Source organism: Paramesorhizobium salinisoli, from assembly GCF_003335045.1.
GTDB lineage: Bacteria > Pseudomonadota > Alphaproteobacteria > Rhizobiales > Rhizobiaceae > Paramesorhizobium > Paramesorhizobium salinisoli.
Genome location: NZ_QOZG01000079.1, coordinates 1 through 1,395 on the forward strand (window position 1 = coordinate 1; position 1,395 = coordinate 1,395).

At 58.6% G+C, this 1,395-nt stretch carries 1 protein-coding gene; it reads right to left on the reverse strand.

Annotated elements, in window-relative coordinates:
- Positions 1 to 293: 293 nt before the first annotated feature.
- The gene (locus DUT91_RS24955; RefSeq protein WP_114443048.1) at positions 294 to 1,307 is read right to left on the reverse strand and encodes an IS110 family RNA-guided transposase; all 1,014 of its coding nucleotides are present in this window, start codon (positions 1,305 to 1,307) and stop codon (positions 294 to 296) included.
- Positions 1,308 to 1,395 lie beyond the last annotated feature (88 nt).

Consider the following 1,395-nt stretch of genomic DNA (forward strand, 5'->3'; position numbering starts at 1 on the left):
CGTGTGTGGATGCCCCCGGTTTGGCAAGAAGATTTTTTGACGGTAGTCCGCGAACGAGGAATTCTATCGGTCGTGTGTCAGGCCTCTTGATGTGGCCTGATTAGCCACGGGCCGGGATGCAGTTCGAAGAACAGGGACCACGTCGGTTCAGAGAGCTTTGTGCTCGAGCGCCGGGACTGGTTTACCCCATTCTGAACATTGAAGTCCTTTCCGCATCGTTCCGTCTGTCGATCTTCCCACCGGGGCTTTTGGCCCCAGGCATCACCGCATTACCTTTCGAAAAAGGCAGCGGATTACGCCATTCTGTAATTCTGCTCCCTGGTCATCATTGCCCATATGATCCGCGCCATCTTGTTGGCGAGCGCAACAGCCGCCACCATGCGAGGCTTTCGTCCCAGAATGCCTCCAAGCCAGTTGTCAGGTAACACGCCCTTGCGCACTATCCAGCGGATCAGGCTCATGGCTCCGACGATCAGTAGCTTTCGGATATCGGTCTGTCCCATCTTGCTGACACCGCCCAGTCGTGTCTTGCCACCCGTGGAGTGCTGCTTGGGCACAAGGCCGAGCCAGGCAGCGAAATTCCGGCCGCTCTTGAATGCACGAAGATCGGGAGCAAACGCGAGGATCGCGCCGGCGGTCACGGGGCCGACGCCGGGAACGGTGCAAAGTCGACGCATATCTTCATTCGCCTTGGTCGCTTCTCGAAGCTTCAGCATCAGCCCATCGATCTTCTCGGTCAGCAGCCTGATCTGGTCCAGGTAAAGCTGACCAATCTCTCTAACTCCATTGGGGAGATCATTTGTCTCATTGGCCAGAACTCCTGCCACTGCAGTGAGATTGGCTGGTCCTTGAGCAACGACGATCCCGAATTCGCCGAGGTGCCCTCGCAACGCATTGATGAGCTGGGTGCGCTGGCGCACGAAGCACTGGTGCGTTCGAAACGCCACCGCACGCGCCTGATGTTCGGCGCTTTTGACTTCAACATAGTGCATGTTCGGGCGCAGCGCTGCCTCTGCAATTGCTGCTGCATCGGCCGCGTCATTCTTCTGCCGCTTGACGAACGGCTTTACGTAAATGGGCGGGATCAGTCGTACCTTGTGGCCGCAGCCTTGAGCAAAGCGACCCCAGAAATGGCTGGTGGCGCAGGCTTCCATCGCGACGATGCACGGCGGCTGCTCACTCAAAAGCTGCTGCAATCGAGCCCGTGAAAGCACCCGGTTGAATAGAACCGCACCGCCGCGATCCGTTGCGCAGACCTGGAAACTCCGCTTTGCGAGGTCGATCGCAAGGATATGCACCGCTGTCATCTGCCTTTCCTCCTTGAGCGCCACCATGGCGCTGGGCTGGCATCATACGCCGATGCCCGCCGGAGGGGGCATCCACCCCATCAGTTCA